Origin of the sequence: Heyndrickxia oleronia, assembly GCF_017809215.1 — a bacterium.
Lineage (GTDB): Bacteria > Bacillota > Bacilli > Bacillales > Bacillaceae_C > Heyndrickxia > Heyndrickxia oleronia.
Genome location: NZ_CP065424.1, coordinates 4,035,355 through 4,057,515, shown reverse-complemented (window position 1 = coordinate 4,057,515; position 22,161 = coordinate 4,035,355). Strand labels below are relative to the sequence as shown.

Here is a 22,161-nt window from a genome sequence, read left to right as displayed (position 1 = left end):
TCTATTATAATTGGGCAATTAAAACACTTTAAAGAACGGGCAGAAAAGGGGATACATCAATTATCTGAAGATGAATTACACTGAAGAGTCCAATAGTATTGCAATCATCATTAAGCATTTAAGTGGGAATATGCACTCTAGATGGGTAGATTTTTTGACCTCTGATGGGGAAAAACCTTATAGAAATAGAGATTTAGAATTTGTAGATAAAAATGAAACGAAAGAATGTCTAATGAAAAGTTGGGAAGAAGGATGGAAATTACTTTTTAATACAATAGAAAATCTTAAACCAGAGGATTTAAATAAAACGGTTACCCTTAGGAAACAGCCTTTAAGTGTTCTTCAAGCAATTCAAACTGAATTGGTTCATATTAGTTATCATTTGGGACAAATTCTTTACATTGGGAAGCAAATAAAGGATAAAGATTGGACTATATTAAGTATTCCTAAGAATGGATCGAAGAATTTAATGGAAAGGTAGCAACTAAAAAAATGGTGAAAAGTTGAATAGGTTTATTACAGTAACCCTATCTGTGATTTTATTCTCAACAATATTTTCTGGGATTTCATATGTTCCCAGTTCTCAACGGGAACCTAATGTTTATTATTTTGGTTTTTTTGAAACGTTAATTTTAGTTATGATTTATGCTGGACCTGTTTATTCATTTGTAGGACTACCACTTTCAATTTTTATTGATAAGCTAATTGAGAAATCTAATTGCAAGTCAGTCTGGACAAGATATTTTGTTGGACTCGGATTATATTCATTATTTGGTAAATTCGTTGGGTTTATTTTTCTTATATTACTTATTCGAAATAATAATATATATCATATGGAAGTTTTTTTATATTCAATATACGGCTTTATCGCATCAAATATTTATTATCATTTGTTACTGTTAATTTCAAATATAAATAGAAAATAGATATTTTGTAGGAGTAAACATTTAAAGCGGTGGTGAGTTATTGTGGATATTACAATTGAAAAATTAAAAGATGAAGATGCTAAGAAATTATATGAATTTGAACTTGATAACCGTGGTTTTTTTGAAAAAATGGTACCGAGTCGAGGAGAGGATTACTATAACTTTGAGAATTTTAAAATAAGACATAAAGAATTACTGGATGAACAAGCTTTAGGGTTATCGTATTTTTATTTAATTAAGAACAAGAAAGGTTCAATTCTCGGGAGAATGAACTTAGTAGATATTGATAAAGTAAAGCAATTAGGTCACATAGGCTATAGAGTGGCAGAAGAGTGTAGTGGAAAAGGGGTAGCTAGTATAGCATTAAAGCTATTATTAGAATCTATAGATACGACAGGTATAAAAAAATTATTAGCAAAGACAACGGATATTAATGTAGCGTCTCAAAAAGTTTTGGAGAAAAACGGTTTTAAGTATATAGAAACAAGCGATGAAGATTTTACCTTCAATGGACAGAGTATAAAGTTTCTTTTTTATATGTGGACAATGTAAGTTATTCTAACAATCAAGGACTCTTAGATTAATAGGAGGTTTCTCATGACACATGATGTTTTAGATGAACAAACAGAGTCACAATTAAAAGTATTGGGTGAGATGAGTAAAATTTGTGAAGCACTTGAAATCGAATTCTGGTTACGTGGAGGGTGGGCCATTGATTTTCTGCTAGGCAAGATTACTCGGTCACATGATGATATTGATTTAGTCACTTGGATACAAAATAGAGAACGCTTAGAAAAAGAACTTGTAAAAGTAGGCTATGAGCAGATTCCTGTAAAAAAGGAATTTCAAAATAGGCAGTCTGATTTCAGAAAGGGTAATGTGGAAGTCACATATTGTTATATCACCCATTCCGTTGATGGGAATCTTATAATGAACGGGTTGCCTGAATGGATTTGGCGAAAAGATTCCCTGCTATCCCAAAGTTACATGTTGCATGGAATATCGGCAAATATCTTAAACCCAAAACAGCTTTTGGAAGAAAAAGAAGTATATGAACAAATTGGTCGACCACATCGTCAAAAGGATGCAGAAAGTAAAAAGATATTATACCGTTTAATATCGGATTTTAAGTAGGAATGTATTTAAAGTATTGGATATAAGGTGTTATTTTTTCAGTTAATAAATTTATACAGACCCTAAAAAATTTTTTGATAAAGAAAATAAAGTTAGACAATAGAGTAAATTTTGTTATACATCCCTTATTAGTATTAGCCATCACTGAAGAAGAAAAAGATAAAAAGGGATTCTTTGCCTAATTAAAAATAAATGAGCATTTATAAAGCGAATGCTTATTTTTGATTTAGTATAAAATTAAGCATGACTAGATTAACGCATATTTTTAATTCTATTTCCTTTTTTATTGATCCATTTTCTTTAAAAGTTAAAAGCTCATCCTCCTCTACATTTATCATTTTAGCTATATTGCTAATAGATAAGTGGAACTCTTCAATTAATGTATCTAACAATATTTGTACTCTTTCGTTTGCTTCCATACCTGGAAGACCATAATTCAACATAGCGGAAATGTATTCTATTTTTTCCTTTTCATTATTTGTCATTTCCTCGTCTTTTACATTATTTATTTTACTTATAGGGATATTAAATAACCTTGATAGTTGTTCAGGTGTTAATTTAAAGTTTTTTGATAAAATCCGGAGCTTTTCTTTATAAACATTAGAATTTTTATTGGACATACTTGAATTTCCAAAATATCCAGTCATCGAAATCAATCTCCTTAAATATAAAAATATCGGAATCTTCCCTCGTGATAGTATATACTTCGTTTTGGAAAAAATAAACACTATGAGAGGGGCTATCGAATGAAAAAACTTTTTTAGTATCTTAGTGCTGCTAAGAAAGAAGGATATTCATCAATTTTAGCGTATTTAATGAGTAATTAAGAAGAAAAAGGGTGAGAGGCATAGGGGAAAAGCAAAATATAATAGTGGATGATCAAATCTTAGAATCTATTGTCGACAAGCTACGGAGTGCGGGTTGTGTTTTTGCAGAAGAGGAGACTCAACTGCTTATTTCAGAGGCACAATCTTTACCGGACCTTTTAAAAAAGGTAGAGATGCGCACTAAGGGAATACCTCTTGAATATGTCGTTGGATGGGCAATGTTCTGTGGTTTACGAATAGAAGTGGAACAGGGAGTTTTTATTCCTCGGCGTCGTACTGAATTTCTTGTTCATCAAGCTGAAAAATTGGCTTGTGTAGGTGATATGATCGTTGATCTTTGCTGTGGATCAGGGGCTATAGGTGCAGCTCTGGCAGCTGCTCTTAAAGAAATTACTTTATATAGTTCTGACATCGATTCCATTGCAACCCAATGTGCAAAGAGAAACGTATCAAAATTCGGTGGAAATGTTCTTAAAGGTGACTTGTTTAATGCATTACCAGAAGTGCTAAGAGGTCGAATAAATATTTTGGTTGCTAATGTTCCATACGTTCCCACAAAAGCAATAGAACGGCTACCATCTGAGGCTCGTGTTCATGAACCCAATATTGCTTTAAACGGGGGAGATGATGGCTTGACTATCTTACGAAGAGTGGTGGAAGAAGCTCCCTATTGGCTTGAACAGGGAGGGAACCTATTGATAGAGACCAGTGAAATGCAAGCACCTTATGCTTATGAAATTTTTACTAGTGTTGGATTAACAACAAAAGTAGTAAAGGAAGAAGAACTGGATGCAACAGTTGTCATTGGAACCAAATCATTACTTTGAATGTTTCGGCATCTGCGTGTTGAATGGAAACATAACAAAGAAGATTGTAGTTAAAAGAAAAGGAGGATGAGATGAAGAACTATTGAGGGTCAGTAGCTCTTTTTTTTTGACTAAAAGTGCAGTAGTGTTGAAGAGTGGTATTTGTTGTCATTGCTAAATATGGTTATATGCATATAAAGCGGTGGGGATTTTGTAGATTAGAGATAAAGTTTGATAAAAACAAGCCATTACTATACTATGTTTCTGAAAGTAGTTTTTTTATTCTGATAAATTAAGTGTAAAATTGTATATGGTTAATAGGAAATAAAGAGATAAATTAGGTTTATGTAACAGAAAACAAATAATTTCTAAAAACTTGAACCAAAAAATAATTTTTTAGGAGGAGAGGACATGTACAATGAGCTTCTTAAAATTGGGCCAGTAACTATTTATGGGTATGGATTAATGATTGCGCTTGGTATATTTTTTGCATACCGACTCCTTGTTCATCGAGCCACAAACCGTCCATTTGAATTATCGCATATTTTTTCACTAACCGTGTGGGGACTAGTTGGTGGATTCATTGGAGCAAAACTGTTGTATTGGATTACTCAATTTCCAAATATTATTAGTCATCCTAGCATCCTTCTGAACTTTGGGGAAGGATTTGTTGTATACGGAGGAATTATTGGCGGTATTTTGGCTGGTTTAGTGTATTGCAAAATGAAAAATATTAAATTCCTACAGCACCTGGACCTTTTTGTACCTTCCATTGCATTAGCACAGGGGTTTGGAAGAATCGGCTGTTTGCTCGCAGGCTGTTGTTATGGTGAAGAAACACACAGCTTTCTGGGAATGACCTTTCACCACTCTGACATTGCTCCGAATGATGTTAAATTAATACCCACTCAAATCATGGAGAGTGTGTTTAGCTTTGCTCTCTGCATCCTTTTGCTTTATTTGGCGAAAAGAACGAAAAAACCCGGACTCGTTTCCTGCATCTATTTAATTCTTTACAGCACTGGAAGATTTGTCATTGAGTTTTTCAGAGGAGATATTATTCGAGGTCAAGTGGGGGTACTTTCAACCTCGCAATTTATCGCACTCATGATTATGCTCGTGACCGGCATCTTCCTAGTCATGTCACATAACCAAAATAGATTTATCGGTAAAAATGTATAAATGTTAGAATTGACCTAAAAACCAAGCCTCTTATCCGTAGTGGACAGGAGGCTTGGTTGAGTGTGACACCCCATATAATCCTGAAAAGTTTTATGCAATCAAAACGGGTTCAATTATTTAATAAAAACTGTGTGCATCAAAATTTGATTAAAAATAGATAGAATCGTCATCTCTGTACCTTTCTCTGAAAAAAGAGCTGCAAACTTCATGAAACTACCTTTATTAGGCGTAAAAGCCGATAGTCGTGCCTATATAAAAGAACAAATACGAAAACAATTTTTAGTTATCTTCTAGTTTAAAACGGTCCTGCCCCTGGTGGAGGTAGGTTATTTCTTTGGTCATAAGGGTTTTTTTCAAGGTCTTTGTCCATTCTCTTTTTAGTATTAGAACTATTAGAAAAGAAAACTATTGGAAGTACAATTAGTATTCCCAATAATACATATAACCACCACATTGATGACTCAACCTCCTTTAAATTATAATAACACAATTGATGATTAAATAATTATAATTTTCTAAAAATAAATATCAGTGTATTACATTTACATCCATTAATATTTTATGATTATAACAACAGGATGAAACCTAACTGTTGAAACAGAAAGGAGAACATTTTCGAGAGGGGCGGTTTGGTTATAAAATATATTTAACTTTTCAGAAAAATATTGACAATTATTCCTTTTATTTTTATACTACATATAACCTAATGGTTATATGATGAGGGTGAGGGTATGATAGGTGCCAGATATTTATCGAGCTTTAGGTGATTCAACACGAAGGCGTATATTAAGTATGCTAAAACAAGGAAATAAAACTCAAAAGGAGATAGTCGATGCATTTGATATCTCTCAGCCTGCGATTAAGAAGCATTTGACTATTTTATTGGAGGAAAGAATGATCTCAGAAAGGTTGAATGGGAAATATCGTATCTATTCATTAAATCTCAGCATACTCCAAACGGCTTACCAAGAAATGCTTCATTATATTGGGGAACTACTTGATGAACAGCTCATAAGTTTAAAAAATTATGTGGAAAAAGGAGAGTTTCGAGATGAAGATGACTGAGGAATCTGTAGTGAGAGAAATTGTTGTTCATGCCCCTTTAGAGCAAGTTTGGGATGCGTTGACAAAGTCTGAGCATTTAAACCGTTGGTATACCAAAAATGCTGAGATTGAATTTCGAATAGGTGGAAGAGGCTATATGGAACATGGCTGGGGGGCAACATGTGAAGGGGTATTTACAGAAATAGATCCAATGAAACGCTTTGTACTTCAGAGCCTTGATGGGGATTTTACGACTATTACTTCTTTAAGAGAAGTTGAAAATGGGATTCAGGTAAGTATTGAATATCAGGCTTCTTTTATTAGTCAAATGAACCCAGCTACAAAGGAAAATATGTTGTTTGGAACAGCTCAATTTTTAGAAAATCTAAAGAGTGTTTATGAAACTGGAATTGATAATCGCTCAAAATATTGGAAAACATGGATAGGTATTGCACATACAACCAACGAGAAAAATAAAGGTACAAAGGTTTTACAGGTGAAGGAAGGTTCGGTAGCAGCGGCTGCTGGAATTAAGCCTGATGATATTATTATAGAAATGGATGGAAATGAAATTGAAGGATATGATTCATTTGAACGAACATTAAATCAAAGCACTGTCGATTGCGTAGTTGCTATGACCATCGTAAGACAAAGTGAACAGCTTCAGATAAACTGTCTTGTAGATAGATATCCAGTGCCTTATTAAAAATCAATGAACGTTTATGGAAATAAAGGAGAGGTATACAAAGTAAGCCTTTTAAAATAGAGGTGGATGTTATGAAGAAAGGAAACCAACCATTTGTTATTGCTATTTCTGGAGTCTCTGGTGGAGGGAAAACAACAATAACCAAACATTTAAATGATAGATTATTTAATTCTAAAACATTATTTTTTGATGACTATGATTTTGATGGTCCCAATGACATTATTCATTGGGTTGATAATGGGGCTAATTATGATGAATGGAATTTAGATCCGTTCATTAAAGATATAATAAATTACTCTCTGAACCTTTAGATTTCATTGTACTCGATTATCCATTTGCGTATAAGCACTCTAAAACTAGTCAATTGATTGATTTAGCTGTGTATATTGATACTCCATTGGATATTGCAATGGCACGTAGAGTAATAAGGGATTTTAAAAATAGCTCCCATGAAAGAATCTTGAATGAAATGGAAAACTATTTATCACAAGGAAGACGGGGCTATCTTGAAATGCTAAAGACAATTAAACCTAATTCAGACATCATTGTGGATGGAACATTTTCGATATCTAGAATTGTAAATGAAATATATGATGAAATTTTAAGGCTCTTTTCTAAAACATTGTTGTCTTTTAAGTAAAGTTTTAAGAAATAAATATCAGCTGAAGACCGCTCCACCTTTCATTTCATTGAGAAAAGAGCTACAAACTTTATAAGAATCGCTGAATCTTATATTAGGTGTAAAAGCCCAACTACATGTTTTACACCCAATAAAGTATTCAGAGCGGTCTTATAGAAGTTTCAGATCTTTTCTCGTGAAATGAAAGGGACTAGCTCTGTGAAGAGGTATTTTGTTCCTTCACTGCATTCAAACACTCTCTTTGGTTCCCGTACACATGCAATTTTCCCCTTCAGGGTAATCAATCACTCAATATGGTTCCCGTACACATGCAATTTTCATCTTCAGGGTAATCAATCACTCAGTATAGTTCCCGTACACATGCAATTTTCATCTTCAGGGTAATCAATCACTCAGTATAGTTCCCGTACACACTCCTTTTTCATCTTCAGGGTAATTAATCGCTCAGTATGGTTCCCGTACACATGCAAATTTCACTTTCACGGTAATCAATCACTCTGTATGGTTCCCGTACACATGCAATTTTCCCCTTCAGGGTAATCAATCACTCTCTTTGGTTACCGTACACTTGCAATTATTACCTTCAGGGTAATCAATCATTCTGTATAGTTACCGTACAGACGCAATATCCTCCTTCACGGTATTCATACGCTCTCTTAGTTACCGCATATTGATTCAAACTTTACTTCTTAATGATTGTCGACTATATATAACTGTTTTGATTCCGTCGATATCTGGTTAATGAAAATATTAAAAGAATTTTCCTGCTTTTCAGCTTTGAATATGTTACAATGTAAATAATTAAATACAACGTACTTGGAGGAGCCTGTCACTAAGGGACTACTATGTCTTTTAGTAACAGGCTCTTTTTGTATTTTTGGTTAGATTTTAACCAATCTTATAAAAAGAAAGGTGGTCAAAAGGGTGGTAATATTACAATTAGCCATTATTTTAATTGCATCAAAGATAGCTGGGAGTCTGAGTGTAAGATTAGGGCAGCCATCTGTTCTTGGAAAACTTTTAATTGGAATTGTTCTGGGTCCATCGGTATTAGGGTTAGTAAATGAGACAGAAACATTAGCTGAATTTAGTCAAATAGGTGTTATTTTATTAATGTTTATTGCTGGATTAGAGACTGATTTAGAAGAATTCAAACGGACAGGAAAAGCATCCACTTTTGTAGGTTTTGGAGGGATTATTGTTCCCCTTGTTTTAGGTTATTTTGCGGGAATCATTTTAAATCTAACTACGATGGAATCATGGTTTTTAGGTTTATTGCTTTCGGCGACAAGTGTGAGTATATCCGTTCAAGCACTTAAAGAAATGAACAAATTAAAAACACCTGAAGGAACGACAATATTAGGAGCTGCCGTCATTGATGATGTTGTTGTCATCATTGCTTTGGCCTTCTTAATGAGTTTTGCTGGGGGAGATGTTCATTTAACGACTGTTATTTTAAAGAAAGTTGTATTCTTTGCAGCAGCTATTCTTATTGGTTGGAAGGTAGTTCCTTGGTTTTTGAAGAGGTTCTCATCATTAAAAGTAACAGAAACGGTCATTTCGTCTGCATTAATTATCTGTTTTATTTATGCCTATTTTGCGGAATATACAGGGGTTGCAGCAATCATTGGGGCTTATATTGCTGGTGTAGCCATAAGTGTAACTAACTTCAAACACGAGGTTTTTGAGAAGGTTGAAACGATTAGTTATTCCATTTTCGTTCCGGTGTTTTTTACCTCAATTGGTGTCACAGCACAATTTACAGGTATTACGAAAAATCTAGGTATAATAATCATTCTGAGTATATTAGCAATTTTAACAAAGTTAATTGGCGCTTCTATTGGTGCTAAGCTAGCTGGATTTGGGTGGAATAGCTCATTGGGGATAGGCTCAGCAATGGTTTCTCGTGGGGAAGTGGCATTAATTATTGCATCTATTGGCTTAGAATCAAAGTTATTAAGTCAAGATATGTTTGCTGTCATTGTTGTGGTTGTGCTTGTGACCACCATTGTTACCCCGCCAATGATGAAATTGTTTTTTAAATCACATCCTAAAAAAGAATCGAATATCGCTTAACAAATGATCACATCATTCATTTCTAACTAAGTGAAGGTCCTATACAATGAAAGTGAGTTAATTATCAGGGGCGTTTATCCAAGAAGGATAAACGCTTTTTTTGTTGAAGTTACTAAATGAACAAATCAAGGTAGTAGGAGAAAATGAGGGAGAAAAATGTGGAAGCGAGATATTATTGAAACAAATAGAGGGAAATTTGAAGTGTTCGTTTCTGGTAGTGGAAATCCTTTGTGCGTCACTCATCTATATTGTTCATATGATGAACGTGGAAATACTTTTGCCAATCCATTTACATCTGATTACAAAGTATTCTTAATAAATCTTCGTGGTTGTGGTAATTCTGTCAAAGCCCATAGTGAAAATCAATATAGTATGGATGAATCCGTGAAAGATTTAGAAGCTATCCGATTTGCCCTAGGATTTGAAAAGTGGGGATTTGCTGGGCATTCCACAGGAGGGATGCTCGCACTTAAATATGCCATACTTGTACCATCATCATTAACAAAGATAATTGCAGGAGGAACGTCCGCTAGTAAAGAATATAGTTCAGATCCGAAGTGTATTTATTCTAGGAGGAATCCTAACTTTACTCGGATAATGGAGATTATGAGCCAACTGAATGATCCGCTTACCCCAGCAGAAACTCGGAAACAATTAGGATATGAATGGGATTTAATGTCCTTTTATTCAGAGGAAACCCTTAAAGAGGCGTTAAAAATTCCTAACAGTGGTAAGACTGTTGGCGTTCGTCTAAACCATTTTATTGAGAAAGAAATTCCTACATATGACATAAGAGACGAGCTAGTAAACATAACAATACCAAGTTATATTTATGCTAGTGAGCATGATGTGCAATGTCCTTATAAATATGGGGTAGAGATTGCAAATTTAATTCCCAATGCCAAACTAACAACATTTCAGCATAGTAATCATCATCCTTTTGTTGAAGAAGCTGATAAATTTAAGAAGTTCGTTAAGTCGACTTGCGTTCAGTAGACTGATATGAAATAGACAGTGGATAGGGGTGAAAAAAGCCACTCGAAGTGGCTTTTAATCGCGCATTGCTCCTGCCTCTCGGGATGTCATTGCACCTTGTCCTTGGCTTACATCTTTTTGAATTTCTTGTTTTACCTTTTGTTTATCTGTTCCAGCAAATTCTGGTTTCATAATAGAACCCATATTTTGTTTACCTTGTTGATTCTGTTGCATACTGAGATCACCTCGGATTATTATTTAACCTTATTATTTACAAAGAAATTGGTTCTATGAGATTTTATTTAAAGTAAAGTGGCATACGAATCATTCTTTGGGTAATCTCTCCTTTATTAGATTGGTAAATCATTTCAAGTCTTTGATGTGATTCCATTGCTTTTTATAAAAAAGGAGGACTGTAAAAATCAATACAAATGTTTAGGGAGCTCCATTTTATAGGAAACGATCAGAAGGAAAAATAGCTTATCCTTCTATTAAATGTCGTAGTTATTTACCAACATTTTTAGGCATGAAATGTCGGGTAGTATGATTATTCATGTTTTACAGTATAGTTGAAAGGGAGTATGTCTATGGATTGGCTACATAGAATGAATTATGCATTGGATTATATTGAAAGTAATTTGGATGGAGAGATTGATTATAAAAAGATTGCAAAGGCAGCTAATTGCTCTGAATTTCATTTTTCAAGAATGTTTTCTTCCATCTCAGGGATATCGCTTTCTGAATATATTAGAAGAAGGCGATTAACACTCGCTGCATTTGAAATTCAAACAAGTGATATTCGGATCATCGATGTGGCAATAAAATATGGTTATGTTTCTTCTGATACTTTCTCACGTGCTTTTCAAAAAATGCATGGAGTAACCCCATCTAATGCGCGTCATAAAGGTGTCCAGTTGAAAGCCTTTCCGAAAATTTCCTTTCAAATTTCTATTAAAGGAGATACCGAGATGGATTACAGAATTGAAAAGCTAGATTTCGAATTAAGAATTGTAGGAAAAGGTAAACCAGTAAAGACTAGCAGAGCATTTAATACAATTCCTACGCTTTGGAACACTGCAAAAAAAGATGGATTCATGCAGGAATTAAAAGATATGTCATGGGAAAATCCAAAATGCACGCTTGAAAGCCTTTTGGGGGTTTGTGGAAAAGAGGCAGCCATAACAGATGAAGAGTTTACTTACTTTATGGGTGTGAGATACGATGGGGAACCCCCAGCCGAAATGGAAACACTCATTATTCCAGCAAGTACATGGGCTGTTTTTCCGAACATAGTGGATGCATGGAAACGTTTATATTCTGAATGGGTTCCAACTTCTGAGTACGAACTGGCAAATTTACCGTGTATAGAATGTTATTACGGTCCGAAGCATAAACCACGACATGAACTTTGGGTCCCAGTTTTGCCAAAGTAAAATATATACATTTGTAAGATACCGTTTATTTGAAACGAAAAAAGCCCAATTCTCAAATTTAGCTTCTGAGGAAATTGAGGCTTTTTATATTTGGATGTTGTTAAGGATGTAAATCCGCATTTTCCAGAAGGTTCATCTATTTTACTAACGAAGCACTTTTTTATAAGGATGCGTACAGATTTTATAATCAGAAAGTTGTTAAAAGTTCAATTTAATATTGTTATTAAAAAACTTATATGGTATATTGTCACCAAAACTTATTAAAGTTCTTTAATAAGCATTTAGTTAGGTGGTGAAATTAGTGAGTGACCTTTTTGCAACACCAAAATCGATGAAGAAGCTTATCCTTCGTGGTATTCGTTCGACTCTTTTAGACCTTGGAAGTGCGACTAAACTTGAGCTCAGCCACGCTTTAGATATTAGTTTTCCAACGATAAGCAAGTTTTTAACGCAAATGGAGAAGGATGGGGAAATTATTTCGGTGGGTTTTGATGCTTCTAGTGGCGGGAGAAAGGCGAAAAGATATAGATACAATCCGGAGCATATGCTAGGTCTCGCCATTTTCTTAGAGAAGACAGAGACGAATTATGCAATTTTCAATTGTGTCGGTGAAATAAAGAAACTTGGAAAGGCACCAAGTGTATTAGTTGATGATGGGCTGAATTTATTAACAAAGTGCATTGAAATTATAATGACTTCCTATCCCAAAATCAGTTCGGTCACAATCGGAGTTCCAGGTTCAGTTGATAGTGGTCGGATTTTTCATATACCTGGTTACATGCAATTTCAAAATTTTGACTTGAAAGGATACTATGAGGATTATTTTTCTTTACCTGTTGTAGTTGAGAATGATATGAATGCCGCTGTTCTCGGATTTCACTATCATAAGGGGATCAAAGAAAATCAATCACTAGTATATTTGTATTCTGGTCAAAATGGTCCAGGTGCGGGAATTATGATTAATGGTGATGTAGTAAGAGGTAGCACTTTTTTCTCTGGAGAGGTTTCATACATCCCACAGTATAATGATCGAAATTTTGGTCAGGTGTTAGAAAAGAAAAGTGGATCAAGAATGATTGCCGCGGATGATGAAATAGACGCAATCAGTAGATTAATAGCCTCATTTGTAGCGATTATTAACCCTCATACGATCATCTTTTGTAATGATGAAGTTGAAAAGAAAGTATTGGAAAAAATCACGAAAGTCAGTTCGCAATATATCCCATCAGAACATCTACCAGAGTTAACAGTGAGTGAGTGGAAACAGGACTATTTATTTGGATTACAAAGTCTTGGAATTGATCTTATGATGAACAGAATAAGCAAATAAAACAAAAGGAAACGCAAAAATATGTAATGGTGAGGTGTAGGATGGCAACATTCCTTTTGGTCATTATTTATTTGGCATTTATCAGCTTAGGTTTACCAGATTCATTGCTGGGGGTAGCGTGGCCCGTAATGCAATCGGATTTTGATGCGCCACTTGATACAGCGGGATTCCTTTTTATGACAATTGCTGGAGGGACGATTATTTCCAGTTTAGTGAGTGGAAAGATCCTTAAACGGTTTGGAACAGGAAAAGTTACCTTAATCAGTTGCTTGTTGACTGCTTGTGCTTTGCTAGGATTTTATTTTTCCCCATCAATTATTTGGTTATTTATATGTGCCGTCCCTCTTGGATTAGGTGCTGGAGCGGTTGATGCAGGGTTAAACAATTTTGTTGCTATACATTATAAAGCACACCATATGAGCTGGTTACATTGTTTTTGGGGAGTCGGAGCGACAGTGGGGCCACTTATTATCGCTCAATTTATTTCCGGACAAAATTCATGGAGAAATGGATATTTTGCCATTTCCGGCATTCAGTTTACGTTAGTTGTCATCCTGTTCCTTTCTTTGCCCTTATGGAACAGAGTGATCAAAAATAGGAATATCACTCTAAATAAGGATTCAGATGGAGATAAAAATTTTGAGGATGATACAAAAAATCTAAAACCTTTACAAATCAAAGGAGTTAAACTGGCACTGATCTCTTTCTTATTTTATTGTGCGGTTGAATCAACAGTTGGTCTTTGGGGGAGTAGTTTTCTAGTAAATGTAAAACACTTACCTGCAGCGGTTGCTGCCCAATGGGTTTCTCTATATTATGGAGGAATTACAATTGGTCGATTTATTACAGGATTTATTACCTTTAAAATGAATAATGCTACTCTCATTCGATTAGGGCAAATCATTGCTTTAATTGGTGCCATACTTTTATTCTTGCCATTTCCATCTATTTTCGCACTGGTCGGTATGATTTTGGTCGGCTTAGGTTTAGCGCCAATCTTTCCATGTATGTTGCATGAAACACCCACTCGATTTGGGAAAAAGCAATCCCAGATAATTATGGGCTATCAAATGGCAGTTGCTTATACTGGTAGTACTTTTATGCCGCCGCTTCTTGGTTTCCTTGCATCTCATTCAACAATCGGGATCTTCCCGTTTTGTATTTTGTTTTTTGTTATAGCAATGCTTTTAAGCTCAGAAAAATTAAATATCTATTTGAAAAAGAAAGGCACTTTTCTCAAACATGATGCTAGTCAGGTAAAGCTATAACTAATCATTATCGATTGAAAATTTGTTAACCACCTCCATTTCACTGAGAAAATAGTAAGTAAATGATAGGAGAAATGAGCATCTAAAACAAAAAGGGGAGAGAGCTTTAATGATTAAATTAGTGTTATCTGACATGGACGGGACATTCCTTAATAATGATGGAGAATTTAACCGGGAGCTGTATAAGGATGTAAAAAAGATAATGAGTGAAAAAGGAGTTGTTTTTGCCCCTGTTACTGGGAAGCAATGCGAGCGCATAGAAGAATTATTTGGTGATGATGCAGACGATTTATGGATTTTAGGTGATAGTGCAACACGAATCAAACATAATAAAAAATTTGTTTATGAATCTCTTATTAATAACACATTAGGATTGGAAATAATAAGTTGTCTTGAAAAAATAAGTCTGAATCATACAATCATTGCTTGTACTAGAAGTGGTGCAATGATTAAAAATAACATCCCTCCAACAGAAGCAGCCATTGTTAGAAAATCCTATGCGCAAGTAAAACAGGTATCAGATTTTAATGAGATAACAGATGATTTTATTAAGATTACCATTCATGATCCTGCTCTTGGTTGTTTTGAAACGAGGGAAAAATTATCTCCGTTTTTTGACCGAGCATATATGGTTGCTTCGGAGCCTGCATGGATTGATATAGCTAATGTCAATGTTCATAAGGGTACTACAGTGGCACATTTACAACGCTTATTAAATGTTACTTTTGAAGAAACAATGGTATTCGGAGATGGTCATAATGATATTGAGCTTATGGCATGCGGCTTGTACAGCTTTGCAGTTCGAAATGCAGTTCAAGAAGTAAAGGAAGCTGCAAATTTTATTACTCGATCGAATGAAGAAGATGCGGTAATGCGAACTATCATTCAAATATTGGCTTTACAAGGAAATTAACGAGTTACGAAACTACTTTCGCATAAAAATTAACTAGGGAAGAGGATACCTATGAAAACAGAGAAAGAAAAAATGCTAGCTGGGGAAATGTACAATCCCGCTGACCCAGTTTTATTACAGGAACGTGATGAAGCAAGACGAAAGGTTAGAATATATAATCAAACCCTTGAAACAGAAGGAGAAAAACGAACGCAATTACTAAAGGAATTACTCGGTTCAACTGGTGAAAATATATATATGGAGCCAAATATAAGATTTGATTATGGCTATAATACGCATGTGGAGAAAACTTTTTTGCAAACTTTGACTGTACCATCCTAGATGTTTGTAAAGTCCAGATTGGAGATAATTGCATGTTTGGACCTGGGGTGCAAATTTATACAGCCACACATCCACTGAATCCGATTGAACGAAATTCGGGTAAAGAATATGCAAAACCTATTACGATTGGTAATAATGTATGGATTGGTGGGAGTGCGGTAATAAACCCAGGAGTGACGATAGGTGATAATGCTGTCATTGCATCAGGTGCAGTAGTTACTAAAGATGTACCAGATAATGTAGTAGTCGGTGGTAATCCAGCAAAAGTAATTAAGCAGATTTAACGGGAGCGGTTGTTGCATATGAAAATTTCTTTAATTGTAGCGATGGATAAAAATAGAGTCATTGGTTATAAGAATGATATTCCATGGAGAATACCGCGGGATTGGGAATATGTTAAAAATACTACAAAAGGACATCCAATCATATTAGGTCGGAAAAATTTCGAATCGATTGGCAGGGCTTTACCGCATAGAAGAAATATTATTTTGACCAGGGATAAAAATGTCACATTTGCTAATTGTGAAATGGCCTATTCAATGAATGAGGTTTTTGAGATGTGTAAAAACGAAGAAGAGATTTTTATCTTCGGGGGAGAACAGATCTATAAATTATTCTTACCTTATGTTAGGAAAATGTACATAACAAAAATTGATCATGAATTTGAAGGAGATACCTTTTTTCCAGAAGTGAATTATGATGAATGGAAAGAAGTATCTGTTGAAAAAGGGGTAAAGGATGATAAAAATCCATATCATTATTTTTTTCATATTTATGAACGAAATATCGCTACTGAGAGCTAAAATTTTTAGGGGATTTGACTTTACTTTGTGAATAAGGATAGGTTGTAGGAGATTTGAACAAATAAAACATTCTACCTGTACCTCAAAAAATTCTGAACTAATTTAAAGAAAACAGCTTTTCCCCATCTATTATGTTCTACAAGGATGAAGTTTCAATAGCTACAGGGGGCACTTATATATGAATTTACTTTGGAAAGGTTTATTATTTGGTATAGCAATATTTATTTTCTTTGTGATATGGGATTATATAAAGGAAGGTGAAATTGATTGGTCTGATAGCATTATTCGGTCTATTATTTATGCGGTAGTTTACATCCTAATTACAGCTTTAATGGATAAAAACGAGAAAGTAAACTAAGAAGCCCCGAATTCACTATTAAGATCAGTAGACTAGAAGAAGGAAAGAAACCCACTGCTTGTATCAGAGTCCTGTTTGATATGAAGTAGTGGGAAATGGGGGAAGATGGAAAATCTGCAATAGTGATAGTTTTATTTTGTTATATGAATAATATTATTAGAAATCGTTAGGTTTAAACTGAACGCATCTGCCATGTAGCGGATTGGTACATAAAGTGTATTATTTTTTACAAAGGGACCTTCATAGATATCCTTAATCAGTTCACAAAGATCTGTTTCACTAACGCATTTGATTTTTGCATCATATATTTGAATATCGTCAGGACTATATTCTTTTCCAATTCTTTTTATAATCGAATAGCCTCTATTTTTATTTCCCCAAATAGTGACTCGTTTGCTTGCTCCATCAATTTCATAATATTGATAAAGGTCTAATTCATCTACAAGAGAGTATGAGATTGTGTATCCCAATTTGTTTGTAATGGCTCTTAGTGGGACGTAGCTCCTTCCTTTGATGACTTGAACATTTGCATTAACTTTTTTCCCATTTATAGATAATGTATATTTTGATGCAGATGTTAGTGTCGACGCATTCGCAATTTGTTTCTCTACACCCCAAAACATTAATGAAATGGTTATTAAAATGGATATAGTAACAAAAGATAACTTTCTACTAATCATTTTCTAGCCCCCTTTTTGCAAAAAATAACTCCCATATTTTAATTCATTAATCCAATTGCTGTTTATAACATTCTAATAATTCTGTGATGTATAATCAACTTCATATTCTAAATCAGTCCTAAATACTCATTTTTACCTAATAGCCATTTAAAGAGCTGTGTAAAACAACCTTTCATCCCAAGTTGACTGTACTATTATCGTTTAATTTAGCAGAATGTTGTTGAAAATAATCATGTAGTATAGTATATTATTGGAAATTAGAGGTGGGTATCATGCGTTCATTTCAGTTAATTATGCTGTTCTCACAATTACATCATCATATCAAGTAGCCTTGCTAACCGATTTTAAAAATCGTAAATAGGAAGGCTATTTATCATTCAACCGTATTTGATTAAGTTTAACACTTAAATCAAGTGCGGTTTTTTCGTTTTTTTTTAGGAATGTTGCTATGTAGATAAGTTTTAACTTATCTTCTTCATTCCATGGAGGAAAGAGCTATACACTTATTAAAATTTGGAGGTTAAGACGATGAAGAAAATGGATTATCAAAATGTGAAGGGAACTCAAGATTATTTACCTAATGCTGAAGTGGTGCGAAGAAATATTCGACAAATTTTAGAAGAGGTATTTATACAATATGGATGTCAACCACTGGAAACACCAATATTAAATTATACTGAATTGCTTGCTTCGAAATATGGCGGAGGCGCTGAAATATTAGAGGAAATGTACACGTTAACTGATCGAGGTGAAAGAGAGTTAGCATTACGATACGATCTTACTATTCCGTTTGCGAAAGTTGTTGCTATGAATCCGGCATTAAAGATGCCTTTTAAAAGATATGAAATTGGTAAAGTATTTAGGGATGGACCTATAAAAAAAGGGAGATTTCGAGAATTTACACAATGTGATGTTGATATTGTAGGAGTAGATTCGCAAGTAGCAGAAGCTGAATTAATGATGATGGCTTTGGATGTATTCAATAAACTTGAATTAAAGGTAACTATTCAGTATAACAATCGAAAATTGCTAACTGGAATGCTTGAAGTATTTGGTATAGAGGTTGAAAAAATGAATAAGGTTGTGTTAATTCTAGATAAGCTCGAAAAAGTAGGCTTAGCTGCTGTTATTTCTGAACTTAGTGAACAGGGATTATCACGTTCAACGATTCATTTAATAAATCAATTTTTAACTGATGAAAATAATACAAGTTTTAGCTATTTTGAATCCTATTCCAATCAAAATGAAAAAGTAAGGCAAGGCTTAAATGAATTAAAAGAGCTCGAATCCTATCTAGAATTTCTTAAAGTAGAGAAATTATGTGTATTTAATCCTTTTTTAGCAAGGGGATTAGAGATTTACACAGGTACTATTTATGAAATATTCTTAACGGACCAGTCGATAAAATCCAGTATCGGAAGTGGTGGCAGATATGATAATGCAATTGGTGGATTGATAGGAACAAATGAGAGCTTTTCAACGGTGGGAATCTCATTCGGCCTAGATGTTATTTATACGGCTATACGTACATCTACGGAAGAAATGAAGGAAAATCCATATGTGGATTATTATATTATTCCATTAGGAACTCAAAAAGAATCCTTATTAGTAGCCAATTATTTAAGAAAACAAGGCTATAAAGTCGAATATGAGATGAGTAACAAAAAACTAGGTAAAGCCCTTGAAAAAGCAAATAAAGAGAAGATTCGCTATGTGATCATTATTGGAGAGAATGAAGTGGAAAATAATCAATTTAAAATCAAGGATATGTTTACAGGTGATGAAAAAATAGTATCTTATCAGTATAGGGATTGAAAAAGTGTTTCCGTAGCTATGATGACTGAATAAGGCTCTTTTCTAAGAGAATTGAAGGTTTTCAATTTAGAAAAGAGCTAAATCAAGATAACGAACTGTAATGTAAGGAGTGTGTATAAATGGCACGTGTTTTATTTATTAATGGTGGATCAGAAGGACATGTGAATCCAACGATTGGAGTTGTGCAAGAACTTATTTCACGTGGGGAAGATGTCGTGTATTTTACAATAGAAGCTTATCGGGAGCGCATTGAGAAGACAGGAGCTACTGTAAGAACATTTGACGGTGACAAGTTTATTAAAGCCTTTATTTCGGGTGGACGAAGGTATTTACTCGAAAGAATCAATGGTCTATTGCGTACAGCGGACATCATCATACCTAGTGTGCTTGAGCAAATAGAAGGTGAGCAGTTTGATTATATGATCCACGATTCGATGTTTGGGTGTGGACGTTTGCTTGCACAAATCCTTAAACTCCCGGCCATTAATTCCTGTACTTCTTTTGCCGAAACAAAAACAGGATTCGATCAAATGCTGGAGCAACTTTCAGAAAATATCCCTACAGATATACTTAAAACGCTAAATGATGACTTTCAACATCTGACCACTAATATTAAAGACAAATATAATGTTGAAATCCGTTCGCCCTATGAAGTATTTTGTAATCCTGCACCACTTACAATGGTTTATACAACGAGGGAGTTCCAACCTCTTGCAGAAACATTTGACGAAACTTATCAATTTGTTGGCCCATCCATCTCTATCCGACCAACGCAAGAAAGCTTCGACATGAGTGCTATAAAGGGAAAAAGCCTCATTTACATTTCACTTGGTACGATCATGAATCATGCAATTGACTTTTATAAGCTTTGTATCCAAGCATTGGGGAACACGGATCATCATGTTGTCATGTCAATTGGCGAGAAAACTCAAATAGCTGAGTTAGGCGAGATTCCGAAAAACTTCATCGTCAAACAATATGTTCCGCAAACTGAGGTGCTAAAAAACACTAAATTATTTATCACCCATGGTGGAATGAATAGTGCACATGAAGGTCTCTATTATGGGGTACCGCTCATTGTCATCCCACAAAGTGCGGATCAACCGATCATTGCCAAGCAAGTTGTCAAAATCGGAGCAGGAATTAAATTAAATATGCAAAGCTTGACCGAAGATCAACTACGTGATGCTGTAGATCAAGTATTAAATAATCCTTCCTTCCAAAGCATGGCTGCAAATACTAGTGAATCCTTTCAAGCATCGGGTGGATATCGCCAAGCTGTTGAAGAGATTTTCAAATTTAAAAGTAAATATGGGATTTAAAAAAGTTATTGAGCGGGAGAGTAAATAAACGCGTAATAAAGGAAATTCTTGCTTCCATATAGAAAGAGTAACAAACACGTTGTGAAGGGATGAAAAAATATGGAGGCAAGTAACCAAATCATTCAGATTAAGCCTTGGGCAGAAGAAGATCTTAATTTACTATTTCAAATTAATTCTCCAGAAATGATGCAGCACCTCGGAGGTTCAGAGAGTGAAGAGCAGATTTTGAAACGTCATAAACGATATTTAGAATTAGGTGATAGGGGGCGTATGTTTTCCGTTATTGTATTGCCAGAGTACGAACATGTTGGTTCTGTAGGTTATTGGGAAACTACTTGGAACGGAGAAAGTATCTATGAAACTGGATGGAGCATCCTACCAGCCTATCAAGGAAAAGGAATTGCTACAAATGCAGTGAAATTAGCCATTGATGAGGCAGCTTCTATGAACAAGCATAAATACATACATGCTTTCCCTTCCATTGATAATCCTGCATCAAATGCAATTTGTCGGAAGCTTCATTTTCAATTACTATCTGAATGTGAATTCGAATACCCTCCAGGAAATTTTATGAGCTGCAATAATTGGCGCTTGAGTCTATGATCGTTAAGATAAAAATGAGGCCCTTTAATAGATTAACTATAAAGGGTCTCCTTCTTTTTTTGAGATTGCCTTTTTGGCGAAGAAGCATTTTTATTTAAAGCCAATAATAGGATCATACCTATGATACAAGCTGTACCTACCCATTGGAAAACTCCAAAAGGCTCTTTTAACCAAAAGACAGTCGTTAGTACAGCAGCTAAAGGCTCGATGCTGCCTAAAAGACTAGACTCTTTAGGTGATAGACTTTGTAAGCTTTTTATATAAAACCAAAATGCGATCATTGTACCGAATATGATGACAAAAACTAAGTATGAATATGCTTCAAGGGTTAAATGAGAAAAGTCCATTTGCCAAGGTGGGTGAATAAAGCTTAATGCAAAGCCTCCGATAATCATCGCCCAGCCAACAATGACAAGGGAATCATACTTTTTCAGTAAAGGAATAGCGAATAAAGTGTAAAATGCCAACGCTAGTCCTGATAAAATCCCCCAAATGATTGCAGGTGTCGGAACGGATAATTGTGATAGTGAAGCGTTTGTTAATAAGAAAAAGCAACCAATTAATGCGAGTGACACGGTATATATATCTTGCCGTGTTAGAGTAGCCTGTTTGCGTAAAATTAAGTAAATGATAATGATGACAGGCGCTAAGTATTGCAATAGCGTAGCCACGGCAGCATTCCCATGTTTAATGGAGGCCATATAGGTATATTGAACCGCGAGCATACCAATTAAACCGAAAATGATCAGCTGTACTGCTGTCCTTTTATTTTTCCAAACCGTTAGTACTTGAGAACGGTCCTTCCCAATTAATTGAATCACTAATAGTAATCCACCAGCTATCAGTAGTCGTGTTGAAACAAGCCAATTCACATCAATCCCATATTGTTGAAACAGCTTTTTTGCTACCGTACCACCAATTCCCCAAAATATTGCTCCTGTTATCACAAGAAATAAGCCTTTACCTCTGTTCATAGTTATTTTCCACCTTTAAATATAA

At 34.7% G+C, this 22,161-nt stretch carries 22 protein-coding genes and 2 pseudogenes; 20 read left to right on the top strand and 4 right to left on the bottom strand.

The window, feature by feature from the left end:
- Positions 1-70: 70 nt before the first annotated feature.
- The 3 genes from I5818_RS20235 to I5818_RS20225 all read left to right on the top strand — a co-directional run bounded on the left by I5818_RS20235 (position 71) and on the right by I5818_RS20225 (position 2,060).
- The gene (locus tag I5818_RS20235) at positions 71-481 is read left to right on the top strand and encodes a DUF1572 family protein (protein ID WP_313902903.1); all 411 of its coding nucleotides are present in this window, start codon (positions 71-73) and stop codon (positions 479-481) included.
- A 487-nt stretch (positions 482-968) separates the two neighbouring features.
- On the top strand, positions 969-1,478 hold the full coding sequence (locus tag I5818_RS20230; protein ID WP_209391807.1) for a GNAT family N-acetyltransferase: 510 nt from the start codon (positions 969-971) through the stop codon (positions 1,476-1,478).
- Between the two features lie 45 nt (positions 1,479-1,523).
- Positions 1,524-2,060 (top strand): nucleotidyltransferase domain-containing protein, encoded by a 537-nt coding sequence (locus tag I5818_RS20225; protein WP_058006220.1) that lies wholly within the window; start codon positions 1,524-1,526, stop codon positions 2,058-2,060.
- Between the two features lie 215 nt (positions 2,061-2,275).
- Here I5818_RS20225 and I5818_RS20220 read toward each other — a convergent pair whose 3' ends face one another.
- Entirely contained in the window at positions 2,276-2,707 is a 432-nt protein-coding gene (locus tag I5818_RS20220) for an HTH domain-containing protein (RefSeq protein WP_058006219.1), read from the bottom strand.
- 224 nt (positions 2,708-2,931) lie between these two features.
- Between I5818_RS20220 and I5818_RS20215 the strand changes: the two genes are divergently transcribed.
- The 7 genes and pseudogenes from I5818_RS20215 (at position 2,932) to I5818_RS20185 (ending at position 10,337) form a co-directional block, all read left to right on the top strand.
- A complete protein-coding gene (locus I5818_RS20215) occupies positions 2,932-3,714 on the top strand; it encodes a putative protein N(5)-glutamine methyltransferase (RefSeq protein WP_390883607.1) in 783 nt (260 codons plus the stop codon).
- 390 nt (positions 3,715-4,104) lie between these two features.
- The gene (locus I5818_RS20210) at positions 4,105-4,875 is read left to right on the top strand and encodes a prolipoprotein diacylglyceryl transferase (protein WP_078110680.1); all 771 of its coding nucleotides are present in this window, start codon (positions 4,105-4,107) and stop codon (positions 4,873-4,875) included.
- 738 nt (positions 4,876-5,613) lie between these two features.
- The gene (locus I5818_RS20205) at positions 5,614-5,940 is read left to right on the top strand and encodes a metalloregulator ArsR/SmtB family transcription factor (protein WP_078110679.1); all 327 of its coding nucleotides are present in this window, start codon (positions 5,614-5,616) and stop codon (positions 5,938-5,940) included.
- Entirely contained in the window at positions 5,927-6,625 is a 699-nt protein-coding gene (locus I5818_RS20200) for an SRPBCC domain-containing protein (RefSeq protein WP_169846928.1), read from the top strand. The genes I5818_RS20205 and I5818_RS20200 overlap by 14 nt, the downstream gene beginning before the upstream one ends.
- Before the next feature lie 71 nt (positions 6,626-6,696).
- Positions 6,697-7,265: pseudogene (locus tag I5818_RS20195) on the top strand (nucleoside/nucleotide kinase family protein).
- Between the two features lie 924 nt (positions 7,266-8,189).
- Positions 8,190-9,341, top strand: a complete 1,152-nt coding sequence (locus I5818_RS20190) for a cation:proton antiporter (RefSeq protein ID WP_058006215.1) — start codon at positions 8,190-8,192, stop codon at positions 9,339-9,341.
- A gap of 156 nt (positions 9,342-9,497) precedes the next feature.
- Positions 9,498-10,337, top strand: a complete 840-nt coding sequence (locus tag I5818_RS20185; RefSeq protein WP_078110677.1) for an alpha/beta fold hydrolase — start codon at positions 9,498-9,500, stop codon at positions 10,335-10,337.
- Positions 10,338-10,391: 54 nt separating this feature from the next.
- On the opposite strand, the gene I5818_RS20180 is transcribed toward I5818_RS20185, so the two are convergent.
- A complete protein-coding gene (locus tag I5818_RS20180; RefSeq protein ID WP_169793009.1) occupies positions 10,392-10,550 on the bottom strand; it encodes a hypothetical protein in 159 nt (52 codons plus the stop codon).
- A 353-nt stretch (positions 10,551-10,903) separates the two neighbouring features.
- Here I5818_RS20180 and I5818_RS20175 point away from each other — a divergent pair, with 353 nt between their 5' ends.
- The 7 genes and pseudogenes from I5818_RS20175 (at position 10,904) to I5818_RS20145 (ending at position 16,742) form a co-directional block, all read left to right on the top strand.
- Positions 10,904-11,749: an AraC family transcriptional regulator gene (locus tag I5818_RS20175; protein ID WP_078110676.1), complete on the top strand. Its 846-nt coding sequence runs from the start codon at positions 10,904-10,906 to the stop codon at positions 11,747-11,749.
- A gap of 301 nt (positions 11,750-12,050) precedes the next feature.
- Entirely contained in the window at positions 12,051-13,079 is a 1,029-nt protein-coding gene (locus I5818_RS20170; protein ID WP_209391806.1) for an ROK family transcriptional regulator, read from the top strand.
- A 41-nt stretch (positions 13,080-13,120) separates the two neighbouring features.
- The gene (locus tag I5818_RS20165; RefSeq protein WP_078110675.1) at positions 13,121-14,347 is read left to right on the top strand and encodes an MFS transporter; all 1,227 of its coding nucleotides are present in this window, start codon (positions 13,121-13,123) and stop codon (positions 14,345-14,347) included.
- Between the two features lie 109 nt (positions 14,348-14,456).
- Positions 14,457-15,260, top strand: coding sequence for an HAD family hydrolase (locus I5818_RS20160; protein WP_078110674.1), 804 nt, complete (start codon positions 14,457-14,459; stop codon positions 15,258-15,260).
- A gap of 51 nt (positions 15,261-15,311) precedes the next feature.
- A pseudogene (locus I5818_RS20155) lies at positions 15,312-15,865 on the top strand (sugar O-acetyltransferase).
- An 18-nt stretch (positions 15,866-15,883) separates the two neighbouring features.
- Positions 15,884-16,384: a DfrD/DfrG/DfrK family trimethoprim-resistant dihydrofolate reductase gene (gene dfr, locus I5818_RS20150; RefSeq protein WP_058006663.1), complete on the top strand. Its 501-nt coding sequence runs from the start codon at positions 15,884-15,886 to the stop codon at positions 16,382-16,384.
- Between the two features lie 178 nt (positions 16,385-16,562).
- Positions 16,563-16,742, top strand: coding sequence for a hypothetical protein (locus I5818_RS20145; RefSeq protein WP_058006662.1), 180 nt, complete (start codon positions 16,563-16,565; stop codon positions 16,740-16,742).
- Between the two features lie 131 nt (positions 16,743-16,873).
- Here the strand turns inward: I5818_RS20145 and I5818_RS20140 are convergent, their stop codons facing one another.
- Positions 16,874-17,422 carry a stalk domain-containing protein gene (locus I5818_RS20140; protein WP_078110673.1) on the bottom strand — a complete coding sequence of 183 codons (549 nt, stop codon included), beginning with the start codon at positions 17,420-17,422 and terminating at the stop codon, positions 16,874-16,876.
- A 528-nt stretch (positions 17,423-17,950) separates the two neighbouring features.
- On the opposite strand from I5818_RS20140, the gene I5818_RS20135 reads away from it, so the two are divergent.
- The 3 genes from I5818_RS20135 (at position 17,951) to I5818_RS20125 (ending at position 21,162) form a co-directional block, all read left to right on the top strand.
- Positions 17,951-19,237: a histidine--tRNA ligase gene (locus I5818_RS20135; protein WP_078109440.1), complete on the top strand. Its 1,287-nt coding sequence runs from the start codon at positions 17,951-17,953 to the stop codon at positions 19,235-19,237.
- A gap of 119 nt (positions 19,238-19,356) precedes the next feature.
- The gene (locus I5818_RS20130; protein WP_058006659.1) at positions 19,357-20,559 is read left to right on the top strand and encodes a macrolide family glycosyltransferase; all 1,203 of its coding nucleotides are present in this window, start codon (positions 19,357-19,359) and stop codon (positions 20,557-20,559) included.
- Positions 20,560-20,658: 99 nt separating this feature from the next.
- Positions 20,659-21,162, top strand: coding sequence for a GNAT family N-acetyltransferase (locus I5818_RS20125; protein WP_078109439.1), 504 nt, complete (start codon positions 20,659-20,661; stop codon positions 21,160-21,162).
- Between the two features lie 32 nt (positions 21,163-21,194).
- On the opposite strand, the gene I5818_RS20120 is transcribed toward I5818_RS20125, so the two are convergent.
- Complete coding sequence (locus I5818_RS20120) at positions 21,195-22,136, bottom strand: DMT family transporter (RefSeq protein WP_058006657.1); 942 nt, start codon at positions 22,134-22,136, stop codon at positions 21,195-21,197.
- Positions 22,137-22,161: the final 25 nt, after the last annotated feature.